The 26824-nt window shown below is 70.1% G+C and carries 22 protein-coding genes and 1 pseudogene; 10 read left to right on the top strand and 13 right to left on the bottom strand.

Going from position 1 to position 26824, the window contains the following annotated elements:
* Positions 1–38: 38 nt before the first annotated feature.
* Positions 39–803: a LysR substrate-binding domain-containing protein gene (locus tag BO226_RS06385; RefSeq protein ID WP_071934834.1), complete on the top strand. Its 765-nt coding sequence runs from the start codon at positions 39–41 to the stop codon at positions 801–803.
* Positions 804–814: 11 nt separating this feature from the next.
* Here BO226_RS06385 and BO226_RS06380 read toward each other — a convergent pair whose 3' ends face one another.
* Complete coding sequence (locus tag BO226_RS06380) at positions 815–1744, bottom strand: hydrogen peroxide-inducible genes activator (RefSeq protein ID WP_071934833.1); 930 nt, start codon at positions 1742–1744, stop codon at positions 815–817.
* 101 nt (positions 1745–1845) lie between these two features.
* Complete coding sequence (locus tag BO226_RS06375) at positions 1846–2556, bottom strand: hypothetical protein (RefSeq protein WP_071934832.1); 711 nt, start codon at positions 2554–2556, stop codon at positions 1846–1848.
* A 73-nt stretch (positions 2557–2629) separates the two neighbouring features.
* Between BO226_RS06375 and BO226_RS06370 the strand changes: the two genes are divergently transcribed.
* The gene (locus tag BO226_RS06370) at positions 2630–2896 is read left to right on the top strand and encodes a hypothetical protein (protein ID WP_033096548.1); all 267 of its coding nucleotides are present in this window, start codon (positions 2630–2632) and stop codon (positions 2894–2896) included.
* On the opposite strand, the gene BO226_RS06365 is transcribed toward BO226_RS06370, so the two are convergent.
* The gene (locus BO226_RS06365) at positions 2856–4049 is read right to left on the bottom strand and encodes an aminotransferase family protein (protein ID WP_071936369.1); all 1194 of its coding nucleotides are present in this window, start codon (positions 4047–4049) and stop codon (positions 2856–2858) included. The two genes, BO226_RS06370 and BO226_RS06365, sit on opposite strands and share 41 nt — an antisense overlap.
* A 124-nt stretch (positions 4050–4173) precedes the next feature.
* On the opposite strand from BO226_RS06365, the pseudogene BO226_RS06360 reads away from it, so the two are divergent.
* Both BO226_RS06360 and hrpA read left to right on the top strand, forming a co-directional pair.
* Positions 4174–4974: pseudogene (locus BO226_RS06360) on the top strand (LLM class flavin-dependent oxidoreductase).
* Between the two features lie 67 nt (positions 4975–5041).
* Positions 5042–8935, top strand: a complete 3894-nt coding sequence (hrpA, locus tag BO226_RS06355; protein ID WP_071936368.1) for an ATP-dependent RNA helicase HrpA — start codon at positions 5042–5044, stop codon at positions 8933–8935.
* Positions 8936–8977: 42 nt separating this feature from the next.
* On the opposite strand, the gene nrdR is transcribed toward hrpA, so the two are convergent.
* Together nrdR and BO226_RS27950 are read right to left on the bottom strand one after the other, a co-directional pair.
* Positions 8978–9448, bottom strand: a complete 471-nt coding sequence (gene nrdR / locus BO226_RS06350; RefSeq protein ID WP_071934831.1) for a transcriptional regulator NrdR — start codon at positions 9446–9448, stop codon at positions 8978–8980.
* A gap of 193 nt (positions 9449–9641) precedes the next feature.
* On the bottom strand, positions 9642–10217 hold the full coding sequence (locus tag BO226_RS27950) for a LysM peptidoglycan-binding domain-containing protein (protein ID WP_232238065.1): 576 nt from the start codon (positions 10215–10217) through the stop codon (positions 9642–9644).
* A gap of 253 nt (positions 10218–10470) precedes the next feature.
* Here BO226_RS27950 and lexA point away from each other — a divergent pair, with 253 nt between their 5' ends.
* Positions 10471–11181 (top strand): transcriptional repressor LexA, encoded by a 711-nt coding sequence (gene lexA, locus BO226_RS06340; RefSeq protein WP_006551315.1) that lies wholly within the window; start codon positions 10471–10473, stop codon positions 11179–11181.
* A 76-nt stretch (positions 11182–11257) separates the two neighbouring features.
* Here the strand turns inward: lexA and BO226_RS06335 are convergent, their stop codons facing one another.
* The 3 genes from BO226_RS06335 to ptsP form a co-directional block, all read right to left on the bottom strand.
* On the bottom strand, positions 11258–12400 hold the full coding sequence (locus tag BO226_RS06335) for an acyl-CoA dehydrogenase family protein (protein ID WP_006551314.1): 1143 nt from the start codon (positions 12398–12400) through the stop codon (positions 11258–11260).
* A 171-nt stretch (positions 12401–12571) separates the two neighbouring features.
* Positions 12572–13864 carry a solute carrier family 23 protein gene (locus tag BO226_RS06330; RefSeq protein WP_052039972.1) on the bottom strand — a complete coding sequence of 431 codons (1293 nt, stop codon included), beginning with the start codon at positions 13862–13864 and terminating at the stop codon, positions 12572–12574.
* 108 nt (positions 13865–13972) lie between these two features.
* On the bottom strand, positions 13973–15640 hold the full coding sequence (gene ptsP / locus BO226_RS06325) for a phosphoenolpyruvate--protein phosphotransferase (protein ID WP_071934829.1): 1668 nt from the start codon (positions 15638–15640) through the stop codon (positions 13973–13975).
* Positions 15641–15773: 133 nt separating this feature from the next.
* Here ptsP and BO226_RS06320 point away from each other — a divergent pair, with 133 nt between their 5' ends.
* From BO226_RS06320 to BO226_RS06305, 4 genes are all read left to right on the top strand, one after another.
* The gene (locus BO226_RS06320; protein WP_019289185.1) at positions 15774–16541 is read left to right on the top strand and encodes a DeoR/GlpR family DNA-binding transcription regulator; all 768 of its coding nucleotides are present in this window, start codon (positions 15774–15776) and stop codon (positions 16539–16541) included.
* Complete coding sequence (gene pfkB / locus BO226_RS06315) at positions 16538–17527, top strand: 1-phosphofructokinase (protein WP_024100688.1); 990 nt, start codon at positions 16538–16540, stop codon at positions 17525–17527. The genes BO226_RS06320 and pfkB overlap by 4 nt, the downstream gene beginning before the upstream one ends.
* Positions 17528–17535: 8 nt before the next feature.
* Positions 17536–19626 (top strand): PTS fructose transporter subunit IIABC, encoded by a 2091-nt coding sequence (locus tag BO226_RS06310; protein WP_006551309.1) that lies wholly within the window; start codon positions 17536–17538, stop codon positions 19624–19626.
* Positions 19627–19729: 103 nt separating this feature from the next.
* Entirely contained in the window at positions 19730–19987 is a 258-nt protein-coding gene (locus BO226_RS06305) for an HPr family phosphocarrier protein (RefSeq protein WP_006551308.1), read from the top strand.
* A 54-nt stretch (positions 19988–20041) separates the two neighbouring features.
* Here the strand turns inward: BO226_RS06305 and BO226_RS06300 are convergent, their stop codons facing one another.
* The 5 genes from BO226_RS06300 to BO226_RS06280 form a co-directional block, all read right to left on the bottom strand.
* Positions 20042–21082: a hypothetical protein gene (locus BO226_RS06300; protein ID WP_071934828.1), complete on the bottom strand. Its 1041-nt coding sequence runs from the start codon at positions 21080–21082 to the stop codon at positions 20042–20044.
* The gene (hflX, locus tag BO226_RS06295) at positions 21082–22548 is read right to left on the bottom strand and encodes a GTPase HflX (protein WP_006551306.1); all 1467 of its coding nucleotides are present in this window, start codon (positions 22546–22548) and stop codon (positions 21082–21084) included. The genes BO226_RS06300 and hflX overlap by 1 nt, the downstream gene beginning before the upstream one ends.
* Before the next feature lie 105 nt (positions 22549–22653).
* Positions 22654–23520: a diaminopimelate epimerase gene (gene dapF / locus BO226_RS06290; RefSeq protein ID WP_071934827.1), complete on the bottom strand. Its 867-nt coding sequence runs from the start codon at positions 23518–23520 to the stop codon at positions 22654–22656.
* A gap of 10 nt (positions 23521–23530) precedes the next feature.
* On the bottom strand, positions 23531–24493 hold the full coding sequence (miaA, locus tag BO226_RS06285; protein ID WP_071934826.1) for a tRNA (adenosine(37)-N6)-dimethylallyltransferase MiaA: 963 nt from the start codon (positions 24491–24493) through the stop codon (positions 23531–23533).
* Positions 24490–25203: a hypothetical protein gene (locus BO226_RS06280; protein ID WP_071934825.1), complete on the bottom strand. Its 714-nt coding sequence runs from the start codon at positions 25201–25203 to the stop codon at positions 24490–24492. Before BO226_RS06280 ends, miaA begins: the two co-directional genes overlap by 4 nt.
* A 149-nt stretch (positions 25204–25352) precedes the next feature.
* Here BO226_RS06280 and BO226_RS06275 point away from each other — a divergent pair, with 149 nt between their 5' ends.
* Entirely contained in the window at positions 25353–26765 is a 1413-nt protein-coding gene (locus BO226_RS06275) for a DUF349 domain-containing protein (RefSeq protein ID WP_071934824.1), read from the top strand.
* Positions 26766–26824: the final 59 nt, after the last annotated feature.

Here is a 26824-nt window from a genome sequence, read left to right as displayed (position 1 = left end):
TCGCAGGCGGCGGACCTCGGGAGCGGTAGCCTGACTCGGTGAGCGAACCGACCGTGCAACCCTTCCGCTTGGCCTACGTCCCGGGTGTCACCCCCGCGAAGTGGGTGCGGGTGTGGAACGAGCGGATGCCGGACGTCCCGATCGAACTGGTCCCCGTCGAACCCACGGCCGGTGCGGATCCGTTACGCGAGGACGTCGCCGACATCGCGCTGCTGCGCCTGCCGCTGCAGCGGGACGGCCTGTCGGTCATCCCGCTCTACACCGAGGTCTCCGTCGTAGTGGTGCCCAAGGAGCACGTGTTCGCGGCGGTCAACGAGGTGTCGGTGTCCGACCTCGCCGACGAGACGGTGCTGCATCCGCTCGACGACGTGCTCGACTGGGTCGCCCTACCCGGTGAGGAGGCGTTCGAGCGGCCCGCGACCACCGAGGACGCGATCTCGCACGTCGCCTCGGAGGTGGGTGTGCTCGTCACGCCGCAGTCGCTCGCCCGCCTGCACCACCGCCGCGACCTGACCTACCGTCCCGTCGTCGACGCGCCCGCGTCCCAGGTGGGTCTCGTGTGGGTCACCGACCGGACGACCGATCACGTCGACGAGTTCGTGGGCATCGTCCGGGGACGGACGGCCAACAGTTCCCGTGGCCGCAGCGATTCCGAGCCGGACGCCGAGTCGGGCGGCACCTCGCGTCGCGGCGAACGCAAGGGCTCGACCCCGAAGCGCCGCGCGCCCGAGCCCAAGACGTCCCGCCGGGCGGGGACGTCCGCGCGGAAGCGCCCCGGGAAGCCCCGGCGTGGTCGGCGCTGAGGGGGTCTTCGTCAGGAGACGGGGCGGCAGGTCGGCGGGACGCAGCCGCGGATGGTCTCGGCGAGGATGCGGTAGTCGCCTCCGCGTGGGGACGACGAGCGGAACACCAGCCCGATCCGGCGGCCGGGTGCCGGGTCCGCGAAGTGCGCGACCTCGAGGTCTCCCCGGGCAGTTTCGACGGCGACCGCGGAGGCCGGGACGAGGGTGATGCCCAATCGTCCTGCGACGCAGCGCACCACGGTGGACAGGGAGGTCGCGCGGGTGTCGCCGAGTGCCGGTCGCGCGTCGATGGACCGGCACAGGTCGAGTGTCTGGTCGCGCAGGCAGTGGCCTTCGTCGAGCAGCAGCAGTTGTGCGTCGTCGAGCGCGGAGACCGAGAGGTCGGTGCGCCCGGCGAGTTCGTGTCCGGTCGGCAGGACGAGGACGAAATCCTCGTCGTACAGCGGCACTTCGATGACACCCGAGACGTCTGCGGGCAGGGCGAGGACGGCGACGTCGAGGGTTCCGGCGCGCAGGGCGTCGAGGAGACGCGCGGTCTGGTCCTCGACGACCTGCAGCGACAGCGCCGGCATCGCCCGGTCGAGTGCGGGCAGGATCTCGGGCAGGACGTAGGGCGCGACGGTGGGGATCAGGCCCACCCGCAGCGGGCCCGAGAGTCCGTCGGACACTCCTGCAGCCGCGTCGACGAAGCCGTCGGCGGCGTCGAGCACCACCTCCGCGTAGGGAAGCAGGCGCGCTCCCACCGGTGTCACGAGCACGCGGCGGGTGCTCCGCTCGATGAGCTGGACGCCGAGGCCGTTCTCGAGAGCCGCCAGCCCCTGGGACAGGGTGGGCTGGCTGACCTCGAGTCGCGCTGCTGCCGTGCCGAAGTGGCGGTAGGTGGCCACCGCGACGAAGGCACGCAGCTGCGAGAGGGTGGGCTGGTAGCTCTGATCGGTCACGCCTATCAGTGTAGTGCGACCTATCGCTTCTACCTTTCGCAGCTATCGGACGGTCGTGCGTCGACCACGAGACGGGCGCTCGCTGCGCCGACGGCCAGGTCCTACGACGCCGAGCCCGCCGCTCTTCCGGCAGCGAGGTCGTCCTCGTCGAGCACGACCTCGATCTCGCCACCGAACTCCACACCGGGAGCGAGCGGCAGCCGGTCGCCGCTCCAGAACCGGCCGGGGTCGTACCAGTTGCTCCCCCGGTGCCGTTGCCGCAGCAACCCCATCTCCTCCAGCGTCAGCCCCACCACTTCGGCGCAGTACGCGCTCTCGAGCCCACCGGACGGTACGGCCGCCCGGCGACGACGTGGGAGCCGGCCCGCGAACCATCGCCCCGTGAGTTTCGTCGTCGACGGGAACGGTGTGCCGTCGAGCCTCGCGATCGTACGCAGCAGCTGATCCTCCTGGTCCGGGGTGACCGCCACCGAGATCTGCCGCAACCAACCGCGCTGCCCGTAACGCGCGGCCCACACCTGCACCGCACTGCGCAGGTCGTGCAACTGCACGCCGCGCTGGTGCCGCCCGGTCCACATGTCCGGGAGACTGCGTCCGAGCTCGGCGTGCCACATCAGCGGCGGCAGGTCCTCGAGCGCGACCGTCATCCCCACGTGGTTCACCGGTGCGTTGGTCAGCGTCTGGATTGCTCGGTCGGCCGGGGTGGCGCCGCGGAAGATCCACAGGTCCCCCGTGCGGGTCGTCGCCACGGCCTCGTCGAGGGTGAGACGCGAACGCGCACCGGCGGACCGCTCTGCCGACGAAGTGTCCATGCCGTCAGCCTGCCATGCCCGACGGCCGCTGGGGTCGTCCCCATGACCCCGACGGACCGCTAGGGTCGTCCGCATGGCACTGCGCGGTGGCAAGTGGTGGAAACTCGTCGGACTCGCCGGGATCGTGGGAGTCGCGGCGACCGGTGCCGTCGCCGCCCGCAACGAGCGGCAACGACGGAACTACAGCCCAGACGAGGTGCGGTCGGTGCTGCACGAACGCTATGCCCGTTCGCTCGCCGCACGCGACGGCAGCGCCGAACTCCCCCTCGCCGAGGTACCGATCGGGCCGAAGGAAAAGATCAGCCGAGTGCTGCGGCGATTCCGTCGGCGAGATCGGTGATCTGCTCGTCGGTCATCACGAACGACGGGGAGATCTGCATCGCGCCCTGACCGGCCGCGCGTCCCGAGATCCCATGCTGCCGCAGGGTCTTGACGAAACCGAGCGCCTCGGACGGATCGGCGAGCTGCACGGCCGCCACCGCACCGAGGCCGCTGCGCACCTCCGCCACCCGCGGGTGGTCCGCCAGCGGAGCGAGCTTCTCGTGCAGCGTCCGCTCGATCCGCGCCGCCTCGGCGAGCAGATTCTCACGCTCGATGATGTCGAGGTTGGCGAGGGCGGCCGCTGCGGCTGCAGCATGCCCGCCGTAGGTGTATCCGTGGCGCCACCACACGCCTCCGGCGAAGAACGGTTCGGCGACCCGCGGAGCGACGAACAGGGCGCCCATCGGCAGGTAGCCGGAGGTGAGTCCCTTGGCAGTGGTGACCATGTCGGGCTCCAGGTCGAATCGCGACGACGCGAACCACGAACCACCGATACGACCGAAGCCGGTGACCACCTCGTCGACGACGAACAGGATGTCGTGGTCGCGGCAGATGTCGCGGATCTCGGCGAGATAGCCGTCCGGCGGCAGGTACACCCCGCCCGCACCGATGACGGGTTCGCAGAAGAAGGCCGCGATGGAGTCGGCACCGACCGAATCGATGAGTTCGAGCAGCGCCTTGGCGTCGTCCCACGCAACCCGCGCGGTGTCCTCCCACAGGCGACCGTAGCCCTCACCGTTGACGGGGATACCGGCGAGCGAGGTGCCGCCGACATGCATGCCGTGGTACGCCTTCTCGCGCGAGACCAGCAGCCGCTTGCCGGGCTTCCCGACCTCCTGCCAGTACCGTCGCGCGAGCTTGGCCGCCGAGTCGACGGAGTCGGATCCGCCCGAGGTGAAGAAGATCTTGCTGCCCGGAACCGGGGCGACCCCCGCGAGACGCTCGGCGAGTTCGACGGCGGGCTCGGAGGTCAGGTCGCCGAAGTTCGAGTAGTGGGCGAGTTTGGCGACCTGCGCTGCGATCGCCTCGCCGATCTCGGTGCGGCCGTGACCGACATTGGTGAACCACAGTCCGGCGGTGGCGTCGAGGTAGCGTTTGCCGGCGTCGTCCCAGATGTATGCGCCTTCCCCGCGCGACACGACGAATGCGCCGTCCCGTTCGATCGCGCCCATATCGGCGAATCCGTGCCACAACGCACCCACGACCAACTCCCGTCCACGACGATCACGACACCCGTCATCGTATGCGGAGGAAACGACTCTGGCGCCGGAGACCCGTACCCGCCACCCGGGTGCCATGACCGAGTTCCGCTTCTCCGTCAACATCTTCGAGGTCGGGTCTCCCGATGCGTTCGTTCGCTGGTGCCGCGCCGTCGAGGACGCGGGTTTCGACGCGGTGTACGCGGCCGACCATCTCGGTGTCCCCACGTCGTTCCCCGTCCTGGTCGCCGCCGCCGGTGCCACCGAGCGTCTGCGGGTCGGCACGATGGTGCTCGATGCCGGTTCCTGGAATCGGGCACTGCTCGCTCGCGAGATCGCGACCACCGATGTGCTCACCGGCGGCCGGCTCGAGATCGGCCTCGGAGCAGGGGACACATGAGATGGGAGTTCGAGGCGGCCGGGATCGAGTGGGAACGCTTCGACGAGCGCGCCGAGCGTCTCGAATCCACCGTGCAGGAACTGCAGCGATCGTTCACCGGGCCCGGTTTCGACGAGCAGGCGGCGTTGCGCGAAGCATTCGACCTGCCCGTGCTCCGTCCGGTGCAGCGGCGCGGATTCGGCGGCTACGGCCCGCCCCTGATCGTCGGAGGCACCGCGACCGGATCTTTTCCGTCGTCGCCGCCCACGCCGACATCGTGAGTGTCGCGGGTGCCGTCCTGCTGCCGGGGAGGCCACCGGGGACGTTCCGCATCGCCACCGCGGCCGAGGCCGACGACCTGCTCGACTCGCCGTTCGTGCTGATCGGGACGGTCGACGAGATGGCCGGGCAGATCCTGCACAGCCGGGAGCGCTACGGGTTCACCCACTTCACGGTCCACGCCCGTACCGGGAGATCTTCGGTGAAGTGATCGGCCGGGTGCGTGCTCTGGCGGGCTGACCACCTGGCCTGCCTGCCCTCCCCGACCGGCCCAGACCGGGTCGTTTCGCTAGGCTGTGTGATCAGCATGTCCATCTCCCCCGCCCCGAATCGTCGCGAACTGCGCGCTGCCCTGTCCGAGGTCTCCCTCCGCGACGAGAAGCGCCTCCGTCGCAGGCTCGACCGGGCGCGGGGCGGCGAGGCGCTGACCGAGGTCGCCGCCGAGATCGAGACCGCCCGCGCCCGGCTCGCGTCCCGTGCGTCGTCGGTCCCGGAGATCCGTTATCCCGAGGACCTACCGGTCTCGCAGCGCAAGGACGACATCGCCGCCGCGATCCGCGACCACCAGGTCGTGGTGGTCGCCGGTGAGACCGGTTCGGGCAAGACGACGCAGATCCCGAAGATCTGCCTCGAACTCGGGCGCGGGGTTCGCGGCCTGATCGGCCACACGCAGCCGCGCCGTATCGCCGCGCGCGCCGTCGCCGAGCGACTCGCGGAGGAACTGGACACCGAGCTCGGCGACGCCGTCGGATACACGGTGCGCTTCAACGATCAGGTCACCGAGTCGACACTCGTCAAGCTGATGACCGACGGCATCCTCCTCGCCGAGATCCAGCGCGACCGCCTGCTGCGGCGGTACGACACGCTCATCATCGACGAGGCGCACGAGCGCAGCCTCAACATCGACTTCCTGCTCGGCTACCTCGCGCAGCTGCTTCCGCGTCGCCCCGACCTGAAGGTGATCATCACCTCGGCGACGATCGACCCCGAACGTTTCGCGCGCCACTTCGCCGACGCGAACGGCACGCCTGCCCCCATCGTGGAGGTCTCCGGCCGCACCTATCCCGTCGAGGTGCGTTACCGGCCGCTGACCGTCGAGGTGGGCGACACGCTGGTCGACCGCGACCCCGTCGACGCGGTGTGCGAGGCCGTCGAGGAACTCCAGTGTGAGGGCGACGGCGACATCCTGGTCTTCCTCTCCGGCGAGCGCGAGATCCGCGATACCGCCGACGCCCTGCGCGACCGCAAGCTCCGCAACACCGAGATCCTCCCGCTCTACGGACGCCTGTCGGCGGCCGAACAGCACCGGGTCTTCGCACCGCACACGGGCCGGCGGGTCGTGTTGTCCACCAACGTCGCCGAGACGTCCCTGACGGTTCCCGGCATCCGCTACGTCGTCGACCCCGGCACCGCACGTATCTCGCGGTACTCGGTGCGGACGAAGGTGCAGCGACTGCCGATCGAGCCGATCTCGCAGGCCTCGGCGCGGCAGCGCGCCGGACGGTGCGGTCGTGTCGCCGACGGCATCTGCATCCGTCTGTACTCGGAGGACGACTTCGACGGCCGGCCGGAGTTCACCGAGCCCGAGATCCTGCGCACCAACCTCGCGTCGGTAGTGTTGCAGATGACGGCGCTCGGGCTCGGCGACATCGAGGCGTTCCCGTTCGTGGAGGCCCCGGATCCCCGCGCGATCCGCGACGGCATCGCTCTGCTCGAGGAGCTCGGCGCGCTCGAACCCGCCAAGAAGGGCGAGACGCCGCGCCTGACCGCGACGGGCCGCGAGATCGCCCGCCTGCCCGTCGATCCGCGCATGGCCCGCATGATCGTCGAGGGCCACCGGAACGGATGTCTGCGCGAGGTGCTCATCATCGTCGCGGCCCTGTCGATCCAGGACGTGCGCGAACGCCCGACCGAGTTCCAGCAGGCCGCCGACGAGAAGCACGCCCGGTTCGCGGTCGAGGGCTCGGACTTCCTGGCCTTCCTGCGATTGTGGGACTACCTGAAGGAGCAACGGCGGGAACTGTCGTCGAGCAGGTTCCGCAGGTTGTGCCGCGACGAGTTCCTGCACTGGTTGCGGATCCGTGAGTGGCAGGACCTGCAGGGGCAGCTCCGTCAGATCACTGTCGACATGGGCTGGCAGACGCACCACCGCGACGTGAATCCCGACGACGTCCACAAGTCCCTGCTTGCAGGTCTGCTGTCGCACATCGGTCTTCGCGAGGGCGACAAGCGCGACTTCCTCGGTGCCCGCGGCGCACGGTTCGCCGTCTTCCCGGGATCGTCGTTGTTCAAGAAGCCTCCGCGCTGGGTCATGGCCGCCGAACTCGTGGAGACCTCACGACTGTGGGCGCGGACGGCCGCGCGCATCGAACCCGAATGGGTCGAGAAGCTCGCTCCGCACCTGGTCAAGCGCACCTACTCGGAGCCGCACTGGTCGACGCGCCGCGAGTCGGCGATGGCCTACGAACGCGTCACGCTCTACGGCATCCCCCTGGTCGCCCAGCGTCCCGTGCCGTACGGACGGATCGATCCGGAGGTCTCGCGCGAACTGTTCATCCGCCACGCCCTCGTGCAAGGCGAATGGCGCACGCAGCACAAGTTCTTCCACGACAACCGGGCGCTGCTCGAGGACGTCGAGGAACTCGAACACCGTGCGCGCCGGCGCGACATCGTCGTCGACGACGAGACCCTGTTCGACTTCTACGACCAGCGGGTCGGCCCGGAGGCGATCTCGGCCCGGCACTTCGACACGTGGTGGAAGAAGACCCGCAGGCAGCAACCCGACCTGCTGACGTTCACGCCGGACACCGTGGTGAACCAGGACGCCGCCTCGGTGCTCGAGGGCGACTATCCGGACGCGTGGCGCCAGGGCGAGATCCAGTTCCCCCTCACCTACCAGTTCGAGCCGGGCACGGAGGAGGACGGTGTCACCGCCCGCGTCCCCGTCGCGCTGCTCGCGAACCTCAAGTCCGTCGGTTTCGACTGGCTGGTACCCGGGATGCGGACCGAGCTGGTCACGGCCCTCATCAAGACCCTGCCGAAACACCTCCGGAGGCAGGTCGTACCGGCTCCCGATTTCGCAGCGGCCGCCCTCGCCTCGGTGACGCCGCGCTCCGAACCGCTCGTCAATGCGATGGCCCGCGAGCTGTCCCGGCTCGGCCGGTGCACGATCGAGCCCTCGGACTTCGATACCGGTGCGTTGCCCGACCATCTGCGGATGACCTTCGCCGCGGTCGACGAGCGCGGCACCGTGCTCGGCCGCAGCAAGAGCCTGGCGGCCCTGCGGAAGAAGTTGGCTCCGCGGGTCGAAGCGGAGGTCTCGCGCGCCGCTGCGGGCACCGAACGTCCCGCGGCGGTGGTGTGGACGGCCGAGACCCTCGGGAACCTGCCGGAGACCGTCACCCGCGAGGTCGGCGGCCGGAAGGTCACCGGTTACCCTGCCCTGGTCGCGGAGAAGGACGGCGTCGCGGTGCGCGTGCTCAGCACACCGCAGGCCCAGCAGAACGCGACGCGTCAGGGGTTGCGTGCCCTGCTTCTGTCGTCGGCACCGACGAAGGCGAGGGCCGTGACCTCGGGGCTGACCAACATGGAGCGGCTCGCGCTCGGGCGGAACCCCGACGGATCGTTCGAAGCGCTGATCGAGGACTGCCGTGCCTGCGCGGTGGACGAACTCATCGCCGCGCACGGAACTCGCGTGCGCACACCCGAGGAGTTCGAGGCGCTCGCGGCCACGGTGCGGTCACACCTGCCGGGGCGCGTGGCCCGCCTGTTGAAAGCGGTTGTGCCCGTGCTGTCCCGCGCCCACGAGGTGGGTGTGCTCCTCGATCGGTCGAACGGCGAGGCTGCCGACGACGTACGCGAACAGCTGCAGTCGTTGCTGTTCCCCGGCTTCGTCACCGATCTGGGGTCGCGGCGGATCGCCGACCTGCCGCGCTATCTCACCGCGGCCGCGCAACGCCTGGAGGCGTTGCCGGCGAGTGCGCATCGCGATGCCGCGGGAATGGATGTGCTCGATCGCGTCTACGGCGCCTACGACAAGCTACTCGCACGACTGCCGGAGGAACGGCGCGCCGCGCCCGAGGTGGTCGAGATCTACTGGATGATCGAGGAACTGCGCGTGAGCCTGTTCGCGCAGGGTCTCGGAACGCGGATCCCGGTGTCGGAGAAGCGCGTCCTGAAGGCGATCGACGGGATCCGGTAGCGACCGGACCGGCCGGCGTGCGGTCGGCTTCGACCGGGCCGCTCAGTCGGCCTCGACCGAGCAGGACTTCTTGTGCTCGCGCAGTTCCTGGATCTCGCGTTCGAAATCCTCTGCGGAGCTGAAGGAACGGTAGACCGAGGCGAATCGAAGATAGGCAACCTCGTCGAGATCGCGTAGGGGTCCGAGGATCGCCAGTCCGACCTCGTGGCTCGGGACCTCGGGTGAGCCCTTCGCCCGCACCGCGTCCTCGACCTGCTGCGCGAGCTTGTTGAGTGCGTCGTTGTCGACATCGCGCCCCTGGCAGGCGCGGGCCACGCCGCGCACGACCTTCTCGCGGCTGAACGGCTCGGTCACGCCGCTGCGCTTGACGACGGACAGCACGGCCGTCTCGACTGTGGTGAAGCGGCGTCCGCATTCGGGACACGCTCGCCGACGACGGATCGCGGCACCCTCGTCTGCCTCGCGCGAATCGACCACCCGGGAATCGGGATGGCGGCAATACGGGCAGTACATGTCGGTTCCTTCGTCGTGCCCGTGCGGGTCGCGACGTCGGCGCCGAAGCGATGTCTCCCGACCGGAACCGTCTCCACCCGCGAGTGGGCCGACACCGCCGCAACCACACGGAGTGGTGTGACTGACAGTGTTAGACAATACCCGCCTGTCCGGCTCGGGAGCGGATCGCGGGTCGGGCGGGGCCACGACGCCCTCATTCCCGGCTGGAATCCGGCAAGAGGAGGCGGCTTCCGGCCTGCACGGCCGTACCGTCGAGCGAGTTGAGGTCGGCGATCCTCGCGACCGTGACGTCGACCGGGACGTCGGGCCACATGCGAGCGGCCAAGGCCTCCAGGCCCTCCCCCTCTCGCACGACCGTGGTGCCGGCGCTCTGCGAGATCACCTCATCGGTGCGCACGTGGGCGAGCACGAGGAGCATCGTGGTCGCGAGCGCGGTGAGGAGCACCGTCGTGGCCATCTGCCGCCAACTCGTCCCCTTCGCAGGCCGGCGACTGCGCGGTGCGATCTCCGAACGGCGGTGCAGGGGTTCCCGCGAGGGCGCGGCGACGCGCGGTCTCGTCCGCGCCGGGACACGGGTGCGATGGTGCAGCGTCGACGTCGCGATCGGCCGGATGCGATATGCCGCCGCCCCGGGCGCACCTGCTCCCGGCGGGCCCACGACGGTCCGCTCTGCCGTGCTCGTCCGGACTGAGGCACCGGTTCGGACCACCGCGCCCTGTCGCGCCGTACCCACCGGAACCGCCGTGTCGATCCGAACCGCTCTGCTCATCGGAAATCCTCCGTGTCGCTGTGCGTGGTCTTCCGACCCCGTCCGTGTCGCTGTGCGTGGCCTTCCGACCCCGTCCGACCACTCGATCATGTGTTCGAACGAAAGTCTGTTCGAATGTTCTATCACGAGTCACAGCCTGACGGCAGCTCCTCGGAGGGTGAATCTCGAACATCTGTTTGATATACGCGCGGGATCTCGATAGATTCGAAAGGCAACTTGCAACCCATCCGACACTCGCCGCACGGAGGTCACGATGAAGGCGGACGGAACATCCACAGCCCGCCGGGGCGGACCCGCGACGGACGATCCCACCGCGAGCCTCACCGAGCGTCAGCGTCGTGTGCTCGAGGTCATCCGCGATTCCGTCAGCGAACGGGGATACCCGCCGAGCATCCGTGAGATCGGCGACGCCGTCGGCCTCAACTCCACATCCTCCGTCGCACACCAGCTGCGCACGCTCGAACGGAAGGGCTTCCTGCGCCGGGATCCGAACCGTCCGCGTGCCGTGGACGTCCGCGGTCTCGAGCCCACCCCCGCACCCGAGTCCTCGCCCGAGGTGGTCGCCGGCTCGTCGACCGACGACATCCCTTCGGCGGCAATGGTTCCCGTCGTCGGCCGGATCGCTGCCGGTGGTCCGATCCTGGCCGAGGAATCGGTCGAGGATGTCTTCCCGCTGCCGCGCGAACTCGTCGGTCAGGGCTCGCTGTTCCTGCTCAAGGTCGTCGGCCAGTCGATGATCGACGCAGCCATCTGCGACGGCGACTGGGTGGTCGTCCGGCAGCAGAACGTCGCCGACAACGGCGATATCGTCGCCGCGATGCTCGACGGCGAGGCCACCGTCAAGACGTTCAAGCGGGTCGACGGCGACGTCTGGCTCATGCCGCACAACCCGATGTTCGAACCCATCCCGGGCAACGACGCAGTCGTCCTCGGCAAGGTCGTCACGGTCGTCCGCAAGATCTGATCCCCGGGCCACCGGAGACGAACGAGACCGGGGTGGCTCCGCACAGCGGAGCCACCCCGACCTTCTCGTACGTGCCTCAGACGTTGAGGCCGCGCCCGATGACTTCCTTCATGATCTCGTTCGTGCCGCCGTAGATCTTCTGCACGCGGGCATCGAGGTACGCCTTGGCGACCGGGTACTCGCGCATGTAGCCGTAGCCACCGTGCAGCTGCAGGCAGCGGTCGATCAGCTCGACCTGCTTGTCGGTGGTCCAGTACTTGGCCATCGCGGCCTCCTGGACGGTGAGCTTCTTCTCGTTCAGCAGCTCGATGCACCGGTCCACGAACACCCGGGCCAGCTGGGTCTCGGTGGCGAGCTCGGCGAGCTCGAAGCGGGTGTTCTGGAACTTGCCGATCGGCTTGCCGAACGCCTTGCGGTCGCGGCAGTACTGGATCGTGTCGTCGAGCACGCGCTCCATCGCAGCAGCGGCGACGACGGCGATCGCGAGACGTTCCTGCGGCAGGTTCTGCATCAGGTAGATGAAGCCCATGCCCTCCTGGCCGAGGAGGTTGGCCGCCGGGACGCGAACGTCGTTGAAGCTGAGCTCCGCTGTGTCCTGCGCGTCGAGGCCGATCTTGTCGAGGTTGCGTCCCCGCTCGAAGCCCGGCATGCCGCGCTCGACGACGAGCAGCGAGAAGCCCTGGGCGCCCTTCTCCGGGTCGGTGCATGCGACGACGATCACCAGATCGGAGTGGATGCCGTTGGTGATGAACGTCTTGGCGCCGTTGAGGACCCAGTCGTCACCGTCGCGCACCGCGCGGGTCTTGATGCCCTGCAGGTCGCTGCCGGTGCCCGGCTCGGTCATCGCGATGGCCGTGATCAGCTCACCCGAACAGAAGCCCGGGAGCCAACGCTTCTTCTGCTCCTCGTTGGCGAGCTCGAGCAGGTAGGGAGCGACGACATCGTTGTGCAGCATGAAGCCCAGACCGCTGAAGCCCAGCTTGGTGGTCTCCTCGGCCATGATGGCGTTGTAGCGGAAGTCGTCCATGCCACCGCCGCCGTACTCCTCCGGCACCGCCATGCCGAGGAAGCCCTGCGCGCCGGCCTTCTTCCACACCTCACGGTCGACGATCTTGTCCTTCTCCCACTGCTCGTGGAAGGGGGCCACCTCCTGTTCGAGGAACTTCCGGTACGACTCCCGGAAGAGGTCGTGCTCGGGCTCGAAAAGGGTGCGTTGCATCTGCGCTCCTGTGTGAGACGTCGTTCGACATACTCACGGTATGCAGACGAGGGCGCGGTGACGCTGACACAACCGAGCGCATTTTGTGACCCGGACGACCCCGGCGGGTACGCGTCGGTATCGAACGACCCGCGGGCACGGGTCGGTGTCGGCCGATGCGCCGGGTTCCGGTCAGCGGCGCAGATCCGCGAGTCTGCGCAGCAGCGGGTACGCGACGAGGATGCCGATCGAACCCCAGGCGATACCGCCGAGTTCGACCGAGCCGATCGACAAGGTCAGGTCGCCGATGCCGGCGACGAGCGCCGCGGCCGCGACCGTGAGGTTGACCGGATCCGTGAAGTCGACCTTCGCCTCCGTCCAGATGCGGACACCGAGGATGCCGATCAGGCCGTAGAGCACGAGGGTCGCGCCGCCGAGGACGCCCTCGGGCACGGTGAACACCAGCGCACCGAACTTCGGCGAGAAGGCCAGCACGACGGCGGTGACCGCCGCAACGGCGTATGCAGCGGTCGAGTACACGCGCGTGGCCGCCATGACGCCGATGTTCTCGGCATAGGTGGTCGTGCCCGAGCCGCCGCCCGCACCCGCGAGGGTGGTCGCAAGGCCGTCGGCGATGAGCGCATTGCCGGCCATGTCGTCGAGGTTTCGACCGGTCATCGCGGCGACCGCCTTGACATGGCCTACGTTCTCCGCGACCAGCACGACGACGACGGGCAGCGCCAACAGCACGACCGACAGTTCGAAAGTGGGGCCGTGCAGATCGGGCAGACCGAACCACGCCGCGTCGCGCATGGCGTCGATGCGCTCGGACGCGATCGCCCCGGTGAACGCCGCGAAGATCCATCCGACGATCACACCGACGAGGATGCCGAGGCGGCCGAGCATGCCCGGGCCGACCACCGTCACGAGCAGTGTGACCACGAGCGTGATCGTGGCGACGAGCGGTTGGGCTTCGAACGATCCGGTGGCCGTCGGCGCGAGGTTGAGGCCGATGAGGGCGACGATCGCCCCGGTGACCACCGGCGGCATGACCGCGTCGATGATGCGCGAACCCGCCGCCTTGACCACGAGGCCGACAAGCACCAGCACGATGCCGACGGCGACGATCCCGCCGAGCTGCGCTGCCGGACCGGAACCGGCCGAGGCGCTGAGCGGCGCGATGAACGCGAAAGACGAACCGAGATAGCTGGGCACCCGGCCGCGCGTGATGATCAGGAACAGCGCGGTGCCGATACCGGAGAACAGCAGCGTGGTCGTGACGGGGAAGCCCGTGATCGTCGGCACGAGCAGGGTGGCGCCGAACATCGCGATGACGTGCTGCATCCCGATGCCGATGGTGCGCGGCCACGACAGTCGCTCGTGCGGTGCGACCACCGCACCGGGGTTGATGCGACGTCCGTCGCCGTGCAGGGTCCAGCCGCGGCGTGTGGTCGTGCGTCCGGTCGTGTTCGCTCGTTCGGTCACGACAGGTCATCGTAGAACCGGCAGCCTCATCGGCGTAGAACAGGCCGTCCCGGCCGCGTAGAACAGGCCGTCCCGGCCGCGTAGAACAGGTCGTCCCGGCCGCGCCGCTCAGTCCAGCAGTTTCGCTGCCGCGGCACGTGCCGCGACGGGGTCGTCGCTCGCGAGGACCGCCTCGGCCGCCTCACGGCAACGGTCCATCGGGACCGAGGAGAGCCGGGCGCCGACACCCGTCACCGCCGACGCGGCGCACGACAGGGACGTCACGCCCATTCCGGTCAGGACGCAGGCGAGGAGCGGGTCGGCCGCCGCCTCGCCGCACACCCCCACCGGCTTGCTCGCGGCCGCCCCGGCCTGCGCCGCGCGGGCCACGAGTGCGAGCACCGCGGGCTGCCACGGGTCGGTGAGTGCGGCCAGCTGCGGCGACATCCGATCGGCCGCCATCGTGTACTGGGCGAGGTCGTTGGTGCCGATCGACAGGAAGTCCAGGTGTTCGAGCAACCGATCGGCGAGCAGCGCCGCGGACGGAACCTCGATCATGACGCCGGGTGACAGCCCGCGCTCGCGCACCCGCGCGGCGAAATCGGCCGCCTCCGAGACGGTCGCCACCATCGGTGCCATGACCCACGGCGTGGCGCCGGTGCGCGAGGCCGCGGCGGCCACCGCGTCGAGCTGACGGTCGAGGACTTCCGGCGCCGTGGTCGTGATGCGGATACCGCGGACGCCGAGGGCGGGATTGTGTTCGTCGGGGTGGTTGGCGAACCGGAGGGGCTTGTCGGAGCCGGCGTCGAGGGTCCGCAGGACGACCTTCCGTCCCTCGAACGCCTCGAAGACCTCCGCATAGATGTCGGCCTGCTCGTCCACCGTCGGTTCGGTGTCGCGGTCGAGGAAACACAACTCGGTGCGGAACAGTCCGACGCCCTGCGCCGGCGTCCGGCGCGCCGCGCGGGCACCCGATCCGTCCTGCACGTTGGCGAGGATCTCGACCGGGTGACCGTCGGCGGTGGCGCCGGGACCGGACCAGCCCGCCACCCGCTCGCGCTCGACGCGGTCGCGTTCGACCTCGGCTGCGGCCTCGGCGCTGTCCGGGGAGATCACGATCCGGCCCGTCGCGCCGTCGACCAGCACCTCGGTGCCGGCAGGGACGTCGTCGAGACCTGCCACTGCGACGACACACGGGATGCCGAGCTGGCGCGCGATGATCGCGGTGTGGCTCGTGGGTCCTCCGAGGGAGGTGGCCAGCGCGACGACGACGGACGGGTCGAGTCCGGCGGTGTCGGCGGGTGCGAGATCGGCCGCGAGGAGCACGGACGGCGAATCGGGCATCTCGAGACCGGGTTCGGGGGCGCCCTGCAGTTCGGCGATCACGCGGTCGCGGATGTCGAGCAGGTCGGTGACCCGCTCGGACTGCAGCCCGCCCATCTTCTCGAACAGGGCCGCGAACTGGTCGGTGGCGGCGACGGTGGCACCGACCGCGTCGGATCCGGACCGGATCTTCGTCGCGGTCGCCCCGCGCCAGGCGCGGTCCTCGACCAGCACAGCGGTGGCTTGGAGCACTTCTGCCGCGGCACCCGATGCACGCGAGGCGCGGGCGCGCAGCCGCTCGGCCACGACCTTCGCGGCGTCCTCGAACCGGCCCACCTCGGCCTCGCGCGCCGTGTCGGGGATCGAGGCGCCCTGCGCCGGGACCACAGGACGCGCGACGGGACGGATGACCGGCCCGTATCCGATACCGGGGACGACGGGGGTGCCGTACAGGACGGACGCCGACTGCTCCATGGAGATCTCCTCACCGCAGTAGTTCGTTGTGACTCAGATTACTCGGAAGCCTTGACATGTCAACACAGACGGGCGTAAAACAACATAAACCAACATTGTTTTCCCCACAGATCGGGTACCCCCAGGAGTGTCGGTGTACGCAGAGGAACGGCAGCAGGCGATCGCAGCACTGGTGGCGGCACGTGGCCGCGTGTCGGTCGCAGTGCTCGCCGACCGGTACGGCGTCACCACCGAGACCGTGCGCCGCGACCTCGCACACCTCGAACGCCTGGGCCTCGTGCGGCGGGTTCACGGCGGCGCGATCCCGGCCGCCTCGCTCTCGGTGGCCGAGCCTGCCCTCTCCGAGCGCGAACACACCCGCGCCGAACACAAGGACCGCATCGCCGCCGCCGCGACGTCCTTCCTCCCGCCGTCCGGCGGAAGCGTGCTCTTCGACGCCGGCACCACGACCGGCAGGATCGTCGGAGCGCTGCCGCCCGAGGTCGACCTCACCGTCGTCACCAACTCGGTGCCGATCGCCGCGCGCCTCGCCGCAATGAGCACCGTGCAGCTGCACCTGCTCGGCGGTCGCGTCCGCGGTGTCACGCAGGCCGCGGTGGGTGCCGAGGCCCTCGCCACCTTGTCGACGGTGCACGTCGACGTGGCCTTCATCGGCACCAACGCGCTGAGCATCGACCACGGCCTGTCCACCCCCGACGCCGACGAGGCCGCGGTCAAGCGCGCGATGGTGCGCACCGCCGACCGGGTCGTCGTGGTCGCCGATTCGTCGAAGGTCGGTCGGCGCAATCTGCTGAGCTTCGCGTCGCTCGAACCGATCGACGTTCTGGTCACCGACACCGATCTCGACGACACCGACCGTCGGCAACTCATCGAACACGGAATCGAGGTGGTGACGACATGATCGTCACGCTCACGGCCAACCCCAGTCTCGATCGCACGGTCGGGCTGACGGGCCCGCTCGAGCGCGGGAAGGTGCATCGCACCGAGCGATCCACCGTCGATCCGGGCGGCAAGGGGATCAACGTCGCGCGTGTGCTGCACGCCGCGACGACCGAGGTCGTCGCCGTTCTCCCGGCCAACGCCGGCGATCCTCTGCTCGCCGCGCTGGACGAGCAGGGCATCGCCCATCGGGCCGTGCCCACCTCCGGGCCGACGCGCAACAACATCACCGTCGCCGAACCCGACGGCACCACGACCAAACTCAACGAACCCGGAACCCCCTGCACCGGACGCACACTCGGCGAGTTGCACGCAGTCCTGCTGGAATGCGCGCAGGGAGCCGCGTGGACCGTCCTGTCCGGTTCTCTTCCTCCCGGTGTGCCCGAGTCGTGGTATGCCGATCTCGTGGGTGCCCTGCGCGGTCTCGGATGCCGCATCGCGGTCGACACCTCCGAGCGGCCACTGCTCGCCCTCGCCGAGCGGTTCCCCGCGGCGGCCCCGGACGTGATCAAGCCGAACGCCGACGAACTGGCCCAGCTCACCGGCGCGGACGCCCACGAACTCGAATCCGGCGCCGCCGCAGGAGACGTCGGCGCCGTGGTCGACGCGGGACGGGTGCTGGTGGAACGCGGGGTCGGCGCGGTACTCGCGACCCTCGGCGGTGCGGGCGCGGTGCTGGTCACCGCCACCGGCGCGTGGCGGGCCACCGCCGACGACGTCACGGTCCGCAGCACGGTCGGCGCGGGCGACTCGTCGCTCGCCGGATATCTGCTCGCCGAGCAGGCCGGTCACACCCCCGACGAGTGCCTGCGCCTCGCCGTGGCGTACGGAACCGCAGCCGTCACGCTCCCCGGAACAGCCCTGCCCACACCCGATTCCGTCGATCCATCCCGAGTGCACGTCACCGACGTCCACCGCCGACCCCGACCGCTCCCCTCCCACTCCTAAGGAACGTCATGTCCGACACCACCTCCGGCTCCGCAGGCGGTTCCTCGATCATCGGCACGGAACTCGTCTCGCTCGATGTAGACCTGGGATCCGACAAGAACTCCGTCATCGCCGCGCTCGCCGAGCGTCTCGCAGCGAACGGTCGCGCATCCGACGCCGACGCACTCACCGCGGCCGTTCTCGAACGGGAGGCCAAGTCCGCCACCGGCCTTCCCGGCGGGATCGCGATCCCGCACGCACGCAGCGAAGCGGTGACCACGCCGTCGCTCGGTTTCGCCCGGCTGTCCCCGAAGGCCGACTTCGGTGCGCCCGACGGACCCGCCGACCTCGTCTTCCTCATTGCCGCGCCCGAAGGTGCGGGCGGCGACCACATGAAGCTGCTCACCGCTCTCGCTCGTGCACTCGTGCGCCCGGACTTCGTCGCGTCGCTGCGCGCGGCCGCGTCCGCGGACGAGGTCATCGCGCTGGTCGAGGACGTCCTCCCGCCCCGACCGGAGTCGTCGGGCAGCGCTCCTGCCGGCTCGACCGCAGCGCCGGAACAGCCGTCACCGACAGCCGCTGCGAAGCCGGCGGTCGCGCCTCCGCAGAGCGCGGAACAGCCCGGAGGCCGCACGATCGTCGCGGTCACCGCGTGCCCGACCGGTATCGCGCACACCTACATGGCCGCCGATGCGCTGGCCGCCGCCGGTGAACGCGCGGGCGTGACGGTCCGGGTGGAGACGCAGGGATCGAGCGGCAGCACTCCCCTGCCCCCCGACGTGATCGCCGGCGCCGACGCCGTCATCTTCGCCACCGACGTGGGGGTCAAGGGCCGCGAACGGTTCGCCGGGAAGCCCGTGATCGCATCGGGCGTCAAGCGCGCGATCAACGAACCGGACACCATGGTCGACGAGGCCCTGCGGGCCGCCACCGATCCGTCCGCACGCACCGTCGAGGGCACCGCGGGCGCCCCGGCGGGTGAGTCGGAGAGCGGCAGCGACCTCGGTTGGGGTACCCGGCTGCGGCAGATCCTGCTCACCGGTGTGAGTTACATGATCCCGTTCGTCGCGGCCGGTGGTCTGCTCATCGCTCTGGGCTTCCTGCTCGCCGGTCCCGACATCACCGACTCGGCCGCCGACATCGTCCTCGACAACACGCTCACCAACCTTCCCGAGGGTGGGCTCGGCACTTATCTCGGTGCGGTGCTGTACCAGATCGGCTCGTTGGCGTTCTCGTTCCTCGTCCCGGCACTGGCCGGGTACATCGCCTTCGCGATCGCGGACCGTCCGGGTCTGGCTCCGGGCTTCACCGCCGGTGCGGTGGCCGTCTTCGTCGGCGCCGGTTTCATCGGCGGTCTGGTCGGCGGCATCATCGCCGGCTTCGCGGCCCTGTGGGTCGGCCGTATCCCGCTGCCCACTTGGGCTCGTGGCCTGATGCCTGTGGTGATCATCCCGCTGCTCGCGAGCCTGATCGTCGGTGGGCTCATGTTCCTGCTGCTCGGTCGCCCGCTCGCCGCGATCACGACCGGTCTCACCGACTGGCTCAACGGTCTGTCCGGTGGTTCCGCGGTGCTGCTCGGTGCGATCCTCGGCCTGATGATGTGCTTCGACCTCGGCGGACCGGTCAACAAGGCCGCCTACGCCTTCGCGGTCGCGGGTCTCGACGTCGCCAACACCGGTTCGCTCGAGATCATGGCGGCGGTCATGGCCGCCGGTATGGTTCCGCCGCTCGCCATGGCACTGTCGTCGCTGGTGCGTCCGCGTCTCTACAGCACGGCCGAACGCGAGAACGGCAAGGCCGCCTGGCTGCTCGGTGCATCGTTCATCTCGGAGGGCGCCATCCCGTTCGCGGCGGCCGACCCGTTCCGGGTCATCCCGTCGATGATGCTCGGCGGCGCCGTGACCGGCGGCATCGTCATGGCGACGGGTGTCACGCTCACCGCTCCCCACGGCGGATTGTTCGTGCTGTTCGCGATGGACCGCGTCGTGTGGTTCCTGATCGCACTGGCAGCCGGTACGGTGGTCGCCGCACTCGCGGTCAGTATCGCCAAGTCGATCACGCGTCCCGCCCGGGTTGCCGCCGACGAGGCGAACCCCCAGCCCGTAGCGGCACGCTCCTGATCACAGCGGCACGCTCCTGATCACAGCGGCACGCTCCTGATCACAGCGGCACGCGCCTGATCTACCCGACTTCCTGCACTTCCCCACCACGAAGGAGATTCCCATGCCCAGCACCACCGTTGCCGTCGGTTCGTCCATCGGCCTGCACGCCCGTCCTGCAGGGATCATCGCCGAGGCCGTGGTCGCGGCCGGTGTCCCCGTGACCCTCGCGGTCGACGGCGGCGAGCCCGTCGACGCCGGTTCGGCCCTGATGATCATGACCCTCGGCGCGGAAAAAGGCACGCAGGTCACGATCTCGTGCGACGACGACGCGGTCCTCGCGCAGGTCGCGGAGCTGGTCGCCGCAGACCTCGACGCCTGACCTCGGCCGAGGGGTGTAGCGCTCGATCCCGACCGCGGGGCGCGGCGCTCGATCTCAGCGGCGGCTGCGACGCCGGACGACGAGTCCGAGGACCCCGAGGGCGATGACCCCGGCGGCCACGCCCGCACCGACGACCGGCAGTGCCGCGGACGACATCTCGTCCGCGGCATCGTCGTCCGCGGGTGCGAAGAGTTCCGTCGCACCGCGACGGATCCGGATCGGTGGATTCTCCGTGCCTGCCGCGCCGCGCTCGGACGCGGTGAGCAGGTCCCCGTCGGCGGTGAAGGCGACGGCTTCGCCCTGTGGTTCGTCCGGCACCGGGATGCGGAAGCGCGGACCGGCGACCAGGGCGGCCGCGAGATCGCCGTCGGGGACGTGGAACAGGTAGACGTCGGTGTAGGTGCGGACCGCCGCGACCGTCCCGTCGGCGTTGACCGCACCGCCGGTGATCATCGAGGAGGACGCCCCGGGGATGGGACCGCCGGGGGTGTCCGACGGTCCGAGTGCCAGCGACCCGACCTTCTCGAGGGCGGCCGGTCCCGGGACGGGCAGGCCGTCGATCGTGAGTCCGCGTGCGGGCCGGTAGACATTGCTCGACCCGAACAGCGCCTTCGTCACGATCACCGGTTCGCCTGTCGCGGAGACGAGCACGGTCTCGGCGTCGCGGGGACCGTCGGGATAGGTCAGCCGATGCAGATCTCCCTGCCCGGTGTCGGGGTCGAGGGAGATGAGCGCGATCGTCTCGCGGACGCGGGTGTTGTCGCCGAGATCCCCGAGCCACAACCGGCCGTCGGGCCCCGCGGCGAGATCCTCGACGTCGTAGGGATCGACGGGCGACGGAACGCGTTGCAGCACCGAGCAATCGTCGTCGAGTTCGACGATGCGTTCGTCCTCCCCGGCATCGGGCGTCGCGAACAGCCGGTCGCCGATCGTCGCCAGGCCGGACAGTTCGGCGAGCACGGGATCGTCGGGGATGCACAGCATCTCGGTCGGCAGATCCGCGACCGGAATCCCGGCGTCCTGCGCGTCGGCGTGCGAGACCGGCACGAACGCCGCGACGGCAGCGAGCAGCGCCGCCCGGCGCACGACCCGCATCAGGCCGCGAAGTCGACCAATGCCGACGCCAGCGCTGCCGGCACCTTCGCGTGCACCCGCGTGCCGTCCACCTCGTGCTCGGACGACAGGATCTGACCGTCCGAATGGATGCGCGCGAGCAGATCACCGCGGGTGTACGGCAGGAGCAGCTTCACCTCGACGTCGGGATCCTCGAGCAGACCCGCGAGCTGGGTCTGCAACTCCTCGACGCCCACGCCGGTGTGCGCGGAGACGAACACCGCGCCGGGGATCGCGCTGCGCAACTGCGTCAGGGTGACCGGGTCGGCGGCATCGATCTTGTTGACGACGATCAGTTCCGGCGGCGGCGGTGCGTCCGATTCGCGGAGCACCTCGGTGACGACTTCGCGCACCGCCTTGATCTGCTCGGTGGGCATGGGGTCGGAGCCGTCGACGACGTGGAGCAGCACATCGGCGTCGGCGACCTCCTCGAGAGTCGACCGGAACGCCTCGACCAGCTGGGTCGGGAGGTGCCGGACGAAACCGACGGTGTCGGTGAGCACGTACTCGCGGCCGTCGGGCAGCGCCGACCGGCGGGTCGTCGGGTCGAGGGTCGCGAACAGTGCGTTCTGCACCAGGACACCGGAGCCGGTGAGCTTGTTGAGCAGGCTCGACTTACCGGCGTTGGTGTATCCCACGATCGCGACGGACGGGATCTTGTTGCGCAGACGCCGGGTGCGCTTGGTGTCGCGCGCAGCCTTCATCGCCTTGATCTCGCGACGGAGCTTGGCCATCCGCTCACGGATCCGGCGACGGTCGGTCTCGATCTTCGTCTCACCGGGACCGCGCAGGCCCACACCGCCGTTGCTGCCGGCACGGCCACCGGCCTGCCGCGACATCGATTCGCCCCAGCCACGCAGACGCGGGAGCATGTACTCCATCTGTGCGAGGGAGACCTGTGCCTTGCCCTCTCGCGAGGTGGCGTGCTGGGCGAAGATGTCGAGGATCAGCGCGGTCCGGTCGATGACCTTGACCTTGACGACCTTCTCCAGCGCGGTGAGCTGGGCGGGGGTGAGTTCGCCGTCGCAGATCACGGTGTCTGCGCCGGTGGACAGGACGATCTCCCGGAGTTCGTCGGCTTTGCCGGAGCCGATGTAGGTGGAGGCATCGGGCCGGTCACGACGTTGGACCAGGCCTTCGAGGACCTCGGAGCCCGCAGTCTCGGCGAGCGCGGCCAGCTCGGCCAGGCTCGCTTCCGCCTGGGCGGCCGTTCCGCCCGTCCAGACACCGACGAGCACGACACGCTCGAGTCGGAGCTGGCGGTATTCGACCTCGGTGATGTCCTCGAGTTCGGTGGACAGACCGGCCACACGCCGCAACGCGCTACGGTCTTCGAGTTGCATCTCGCCGACGGACGGATCCTCGGCGGTCCAGCCTCCGGATGCGTCGTACGCGGTCGGAGTGCTGTCATCTGTGGTTGCGCGATGCATGCGCTGTGTGTTCGTCATACACCTCCATGGTGTCACGAAGCCCGAATCGGTGCATTCGAGTTTTTCTGCCGCATCCGCGCGGGGGGTACCCAAGTGCGCGCCGGCCGGGCCGAGCGGCGCCGATCAGATCGGCGCCGACCACCAGGTGTCGTCGAGGTCACCCGTCGCGACCAGCACAGACGGCCCGCGCAACCAGGCGCGACCGTTCTCGATGCGCACCTCGACCGAGCCACCGGGGATCCGCACCTGCACCGCGCCGTCGGATGCGCCGTCGAAGCGCAGGGCTGCAGCAGCCGCGGCCACCGTGCCGGTTCCGCACGAGCGGGTCTCCCCCACGCCGCGTTCGTGGACGCGCATGTGGACCGTCCCGGCCGCGATCGGGGTCAGGAACTCGATGTTGACCCCGTGCGGGAAGAAGCTCGGGTCGAAGCCGGGCGAGGTGAGGTCGAGACCGGCAAGGCTCGTGTCGTTCAGGTGCGGGTCCACGCACGCGAGGTGCGGGTTGCCGACGTCGATGCCGATGCCCGGATAGACCCGCCCGTCGATGGTCGCCGCCGACTCGCCGAGGGTGCGCACCGTCCCCATGTCCACGGTCACCTCGCCGAGGACCGGTCCTGTCTCGTGCACGGTGACGGGCTTGCCTCCCGCCCGGCTGCCGACGACGAACTCGCGGCGGTCCTCGAACCCGTGCGCGGTCAGATAGTGCGCGAACACCCGCACACCGTTGCCGCACATCTCGGCGATGGATCCGTCGCCGTTGCGGTAGTCCATGAACCAGTCGTCGGCGTCGGTGCCCTCGGGCAGTTCTCCGAGCGCGCCGGCCGACACCAGTGCCCCGGCCCGGGCCACGCGGAGCACACCGTCGGCGCCGAGCCCGCGACGCCGGTCGCACAGGGCCGCGATCCGGCCTGCGTCGAGGTCCAGGCGGGCGTCGGGATCCGGAAGGATCACGAAGTCGTTCTCGGTTCCGTGCCCTTTGCTGAACTCCATGCGCGCTACCTTATCGGGCTGGTGAGGCCGGTGATGTGCGTGCGTCCCGGACGGCCCGCAACGCGACGTCGAGCAGGTGGGGGTCGGCGCCGTCGAGCCAGTGGATGCGCGGGTCGCGTCGGAACCACGAGCGTTGCCGTCGCACGTAGCGCCGGGTCCCGATGAACGTCCGCTCGCGTGCGTGGTCGAGGTCGTACTCCCCGGCGATGTACGCGAGCACCTGTGCGTAGCCGATCGCGCGACGTGCGGTGACGCCCTCGCGCAGCCCGACTTCGAGGAGTCCGTGCACCTCGTCGACGAGGCCGCGTTCGAACATCAGGTCGGTGCGCCGCGCGATGCGGTCGTCGAGTTCGGCGGTGTCGCGGTCGACGCCCAGGATCACGGTGCCCCAGCGGGGCTCACCGATCGTCGGCTGCGACGCCGCGAACGGTTGCCCGGTCAGCTCGACGACCTCGAGCGCGCGGACCATGCGGCGGCCGTCGGTGGGCAGGATCGTCGCCGCGGCGGCGGGATCGGCGCTCTGCAGCGCCCGGTGGACCGCGGCGGGCCCCTCGGTCTCGAGCACCGCCTCCCACTTGGCACGGACCTGCGGATCCGTCGCCGGGAACTGCCATTCGTCGAGCAGTGCCTGCACGTACATCATCGATCCGCCGACGACGATCGGGAGGCGGCCGCGGCCGAGGATCGCCTCGACGTCGGCGATCGCGGCCTGCTGGTAGCGGGCGACCGTCGCGGTCTCGGTGACGTCGAGGACGTCGAGTTGATGGTGCGGGATCCCGCGACGCTCGTCCGGTGCCAGCTTGGCCGTCCCGATGTCCATCCCGCGGTACTGCTGCATCGCGTCGATGTTGACGATCTCGCCGCCGAGCGCTTCGGCGAGGTCCAGTCCGAGATCGGACTTGCCCGTGGCGGTGGGGCCCACCACCGCGATCGGTACGAGCGTGTCGGCGGGACCGGTGCTTTCTGCGCTCACGGTGTCCAGATCCCCACGTGGTAGCCCACGCCGTAGGGCGCGGCGGAGTAGGTGACGGACGCCGAGCGCGGGCGCGCTCCGAGGGTGGCCGCCAGGACGTGCCAGGCAGCGCGGCCGGTCAGCTTGATGTCCGAACACAGGTCGGGGTCGAGCGCCGTGAGCACCTCCGTGTCGCCGGCGCCGAGCGCTGCGGCCAGGGCCGCCTCGACCTCCTCCGAGCGCGGATCGTAGGCGCCGGGCGCCTTGGCGGTGAGGGTCGTCGCTCCGTCCGCGACGACGAGCAGTGCTCGCGGCAGATCGTCGCGGTCGAGCTGCGCACGCAGGTCGCGGCCGAGATCGGCGCAGTGGGCGGCGTCGGCGTCGGCGGCCACCACGTGGGTCGTCACGTGGGTACCGGGTGCCGTGCGGTCGCGGATCCAGCCGGCCACCAGCGCGGTCAACGCGAGCGCGGGATCGGGTTCACCGGCGGCCTCAGGACCGAGCTGCACCGTGACGTCGACACCGAACCCGAGGAAGGTTCCGCGCGCGGTGGAAGGAACGGTCTGTTCGGCCGTCTCGGCTCCCACGACCACCCATTCCGCGGCACCGGACAGGCTGCGACCGACCTCGAGAACCGCCTCGCGCAGATCGTCGGTCTCGGAGACGGCGAGACCGGTGAGCTCGGGGACGAGCAGCGGTGGGGACGGCACGAACGCCGCGGCGGTCAACACATCGGCAACCGTAGTCCACCGGACCCGGCGCCCTGCATGGACACGACCTGTTTCAATAGTGAGCGGACACGATCGCGGAGCCCCGGGATCGACCGGCGGTAGACCCATGCGACCAGGCAGCCGTGCCGCGCGGCAGAGATGAGGTATCGATGAGCGACCCGAACGCACAGGACCGAACCGGCGAGTCGACGCAGGAGCGGACCCCGCGTCCCGGTCCCGCCACACCCCGAGCCCATGCTGCGACGCCCGGCCCCGCGGGCCGAGAGAACGGCAGTTCCACCGCAGCACCCCCGAAGCCGCATCCCGTCGCGGCCCAGACGCACCCCCACGTCCCGGCGGTGCCCGCGAGCGATCCGAGTCGGTTCGGACGCGTCGACGAGGACGGCACCGCATGGGTCCGCACGAGCGAGGGCGAGCGGTGCATCGGATCGTGGCAGGCAGGCGACGCCGCCGAGGGCCTCGCGCACTTCGGACGCCGTTACGACGATCTCGTCACCGAGGTGGCGATCCTCGAGACCCGGTTGACCTCCGGCACCGCCGACGTGAAGAAGACGCGCGCGGCCGCCGAGGCACTGGCCGAGTCGCTGCCGACCGCCGCCGTCATCGGTGATCTCGATGCGCTCGCCGCCCGGCTCACCGCGATCATCGAGCACTCCGAGGAGGCTGCGGCTCTCGCCAAGCAGGAAAAGGAGCGTCGGCGCGCCGAGAGCACGGCCCGCAAGGAGGCCCTCGCGGCCGAGTCCGAGACGATCGCCGCCGAATCCACCCAATGGAAGGCCGCGGGCGACCGGCTGCGCGAGATCCTCGAGGAGTGGAAGACCATCCGCGGGGTCGACCGGAAGGTCGACGACGTGTTGTGGCGTCGCTATTCGAAGGCACGCGAGGCGTTCAACCGGCGTCGCGGAGCCCACTTCGCCGAACTCGACCGCGAGCGCGCCGCGGCGAAGAGCCGCAAGGAAGAACTCGTCGCCCGGGCGGAGGAGCTGCAGAACTCCACCGACTGGGGTGCCACCGCCGCGGCCTTCCGCGACCTGCTCGCCGAGTGGAAGGCGGCCGGACGGGCACCGAAGGACGCCGACGACCAGCTGTGGAAGCGGTTCAAGGGCGCCCAGGACGTCTTCTTCGCCGCACGCAACGCCGCGAACGCCGAGCGCGACGCCGAGTTCGAGGAGAATGCCCGCGCGAAGGAGGCCCTGCTCGAGGTGGCCTCCTCGATCGACCCGTCGGCCGATCTCGAAGGTGCCCGGGCGCGCCTGCGCGAGCTGCAGGGCCAGTGGGAGGCGATCGGCAAGGTGCCGCGCGAGCGCATGCACGATCTCGAAGGCCGTCTGCGGGCCATCGAGAAGAAGGTGCGCGAGGCCGCGGATTCCGAGTGGCGCCGCACCGATCCCGAGGCCCTCGCGCGTGCGGCCCAGTTCCGTGAGCGGGTGCGTCAGTTCGAGGAGCAGGCCGCCAAGGCGACCGCCGCCGGCCGGGCGAAGGAGGCCGAGAAGGCTCTCGCCCAGGCCGCGCAGTGGCGCGAGTGGGCCGACGCGGCCGAAGGTGCCGTCGGCGAGCGCTGACCCCGCGACATCCGAGACGGACGATCCCCCTCTCCCGGTCCGGGAGAGGGGGATCGTCG

Origin of the sequence: Rhodococcus sp. 2G (genome assembly GCF_001886355.1) — a bacterium.
Classification (GTDB): domain Bacteria; phylum Actinomycetota; class Actinomycetes; order Mycobacteriales; family Mycobacteriaceae; genus Rhodococcus; species Rhodococcus pyridinivorans.
This window is presented reverse-complemented; position numbering and strand designations above follow the sequence as displayed.